General features: G+C 36.4%; 3 protein-coding genes. 1 reads left to right on the forward strand and 2 read right to left on the reverse strand.

Going from position 1 to position 3,473, the window contains the following annotated elements; genetic code table 11:
* Positions 1-122 precede the first annotated feature (122 nt).
* Positions 123-995, reverse strand: coding sequence for an IS1096 element passenger TnpR family protein (locus T529_RS0111480; RefSeq protein ID WP_033163748.1), 873 nt, complete (start codon positions 993-995; stop codon positions 123-125).
* A 35-nt stretch (positions 996-1,030) separates the two neighbouring features.
* On the reverse strand, positions 1,031-1,546 hold the full coding sequence (locus tag T529_RS0111485) for an SseB family protein (RefSeq protein ID WP_033163749.1): 516 nt from the start codon (positions 1,544-1,546) through the stop codon (positions 1,031-1,033).
* Between the two features lie 153 nt (positions 1,547-1,699).
* Here T529_RS0111485 and T529_RS0111490 point away from each other — a divergent pair, with 153 nt between their 5' ends.
* A complete protein-coding gene (locus tag T529_RS0111490; protein WP_033163750.1) occupies positions 1,700-3,364 on the forward strand; it encodes a glutamine--tRNA ligase/YqeY domain fusion protein in 1,665 nt (554 codons plus the stop codon).
* The last annotated feature ends 109 nt before the right edge of the window (positions 3,365-3,473 follow it).

Genomic DNA, 3,473 nt, shown 5'->3' on the forward strand with positions numbered 1-3,473 from the left:
TAACAGGCCACGTAAATGCATAAAATATAAAACACCTAAAGAAGAATTACTGGGTAACTCATCGTAGGTGTTGCACTTAATTTGACAAATCATCCTATGAAAAAAGAACTGGTTGCCCAGTTCTAATTGAGTGGTCCAAAATCATCCTCTTCAACTTCATCAAAGAAATTTGGCTCTTTTGATTCATATCCCGTTTTCATATTATAGAAATTCTCTAGCAGATCACTATTACACTGATCTTTATCATAGACATCTTCAGCAAACTCCTGAACATCCCATCCATTTTCTTCAAATTCTTCTTTAACACCTACAGGATCAATAAAATAACGATCAAAATCATAATGATTATCTTCCCAGATATTCATTCCAGCGCCTTCACCAAATGACATATCCGCGTCTTTCGTAATATGTTTAACACTATGTGCATTGAGCACTTTAATCTTAAATTGCCAGTTTTCACCATAATCATAGGTCATATCCAAACGACTTCCTTTGCGAAGCTTCAAAAGGGCCAATTGGACATCAGCAGCATATGGCTGATCAAAATCATCATATTGATCTTGAGCATCACAAATGTATGTATCCCCACGATAAGTTATATCAAATAAATGACTTCCATCCGCATTAAAGGCAATAAGAATCATATAACCTAAATCAGCTAATGACATGCCTCCCGGTATGACAAATTCACGCCAGCATTCTTCTTCATGACCAACCAATTCTACTCTAAATCTATAAAGTCCATTGAGGACTTTGATATCTCGAAGCTGGTGCGATAACAATACTTTCACACCCTTCATAAATTCCTCATCATCGAAACCCTCAAAAATACCTCGAGTTGTCTGGAACTCTACTAGATGTCTGAAATAGGCATAAAAATCATCACCAATAGCCTTATGCAATTTAGTGACATTTGCCTGGAAATAGGAATCATCATATGCCAGTGTGTCACTTACAAGCTGATTAATAAAGGTATCTAAAGAATCTTTGAACATAATTAGTCCCTCCCTATACTATTATTCTAGCACACTTAAGAAGCATCCTTATTATTTTTATACAGATGTTCTAAAATTGTATGACGGTGGAAAGGATGAGCTTTCTCTCTTACTTCATAGAGATGCTCCATCATCCCTTTAAAAAGCAAGAAAGATTGTGTATAGGGATTAATGACAACGCCAGAAGTGCCTTCATCATGATGAAGCATATCTAAGAAATCATCTATACATAACGTCAATATACTAGCATTTTTCACTTCCTCATCCTGCCATTTTTCTAATTCATCAAGTGATGTAAATGCTGGATAGTAGTAAACACCATTATCATCATAAAGACGCGGGAAAGTCATATGTGTATCATTCTGCAACAAGTATGAGCCATCCTTCTGACGAACAGGCTGCTTATCAAAATGCGCAGCAACATAAAAATAACTGCTCTCTGCAATCAAAGTAAATAATTCTTCATAAAGTGTATCATCAGGATGTTCTCTTAATGTATCTAAGAGAACAACGAGTCGACGATTATCAAGTGATCTTTCATTTGTATTCATATCAAGCTACCTCACATATTCCCTATTATACCCAATATCCATCTTCTTGAGTAGGAAAAATCCAAACACTTAGGCTATTTTCATCTTATTGTATGGAAAGAATGTTTTTTATTTGGTAAAATAGTTAGGAAATTAAGAAAGGGAGTAATAACTATGGATAATCATGAAGTCGGCAAGAATTTTATTGAAAAAATTATTGATGAAGATCTTGCTGAAGGAACATATACAAAAGTTGTAACAAGATTCCCACCTGAACCTAATGGCTACTTACATATTGGTCATGCCAAGAGTATCTTATTAAATTATGGCTTAGCTGAGGAATATAATGGAGAATTCCATCTTCGTTTTGATGATACCAATGCGAAGAAGGAAAACACAGAATTTGTAGACAGTATTGTTAAGGATGTTGAATGGCTTGGTGCAAAATGGGTTGGCGGTGTAAGATATGCCAGCAACTATTTCGATCAAATGTATGAAGCAGCTAAGACACTCATTCAAAAAGGCTTGGCTTATGTCGATGATTTAAATGCTGACGAAATCAGAGCCTACCGTGGCACTTTGACAGAACCTGGCAAGAATTCACCCTACCGTGAGCGTTCAATCGAAGAAAACTTGGATTTGTTTGAAAGAATGAAGAATGATGAATTCAAGGATGGGGAAAAAGTACTTCGTGCTAAAATCGATATGAGCTCACCAAATATCAACATGCGTGATCCTATCATCTATCGTGTTGCCCATGTCACACATCACAATACTGGTGATAAATGGTGTATCTATCCAATGTATGATTTTGCCCATCCAATTGAAGATGCGATTGAAGGCATTACGCATTCCATCTGTACACTTGAATTCGAAGATCACCGTCCGCTCTATAACTGGGTTGTTGAAAATTTAGACTACCCTCACCCACCAAAGCAGATTGAATTTGCGAAACTCTATCTCACCAATGTTGTAACTGGTAAGCGTTATATCAAGAAACTTGTTGAAGATGGTGTTGTTGATGGCTGGGATGATCCACGTCTTGTGACGATTGCCGCTTTAAGAAGAAGAGGCTTTACACCAGAATCACTCAAGAATTTTATGAAGAGCACATCAGTAACTAAAGCGAACTCTTCAGTAGACTATGCTCAGCTCGAATATTTCATCAGAGATGATCTTAAGCCTAAGGCACCACGCCTGCAGGCTGTTCTTGATAAGCCTATTAAGGTTATTATTGATAACTATCCTGAAGGACAGGTTGAATATCTTGATGCACCAAACAATGTTGAAAATGAAGAACTTGGCTCAAGAAAGCTTCCTTTCGAAAGAGAACTTTATATCGAAAGAGAAGACTTCATGATTGAACCACCAAAGAAATATTATCGTCTCTTCCCTGGCAATGAAGTAAGACTTATGAATGCTTACTTTGTAAAATGTGTCAGCTACGAAACAGATAATCAGGGTGATGTCACAGTTGTCCATGTGACTTATGATCCTGAAACAAAATCAGGCTCAGGTTTCAATGGCCGTAAAGTCAAAGGAACAATTCATTGGGTAGCAGCTCATCATTGCGTAAAAGCACCTGTTCGTCTTTATGAACAGCTTGTTGATGAAGAAAAAGGTGTCTATAACGAAGATGGTACAATGAATATTAATCCAAATTCATTAACTGTTGTTGATGGCTATATTGAAGAAAATATTAAGAATTATAAACCTGGTGATGCATTCCAGTTTGTAAGAAAAGGCTATTTCAACATTGATACAAAAGACTCTACGCAAGATCATCCAGTCTTTAATCGAATCTGTGCTATGAAATCATCATTCAAACTTCCAAAATAGGTCCTTCGGACCTACAGACTGTTGACGATTAACCATATCGTTGGCGGTCTTTTTTTATAGATTGATATATTTTATGATTCATCCTCTTTTTTCTGAATATATTTCTCCA

It is taken from the genome of Sharpea azabuensis DSM 18934, assembly GCF_000702165.1.
GTDB classification, from domain to species: Bacteria; Bacillota_I; Bacilli_A; order Erysipelotrichales; family Coprobacillaceae; genus Sharpea; species Sharpea azabuensis.

Coding starts and splice junctions, on each gene's coding strand:
- T529_RS0111480 (WP_033163748.1), bottom strand. CDS start 995: ATGTTCAAAGATTCTTTAGATACCTTTATTAATCAGCTTGTAAGTGAC.
- T529_RS0111490 (WP_033163750.1), top strand. CDS start 1,700: ATGGATAATCATGAAGTCGGCAAGAATTTTATTGAAAAAATTATTGAT.
- T529_RS0111485 (WP_033163749.1), bottom strand. CDS start 1,546: ATGAATACAAATGAAAGATCACTTGATAATCGTCGACTCGTTGTTCTC.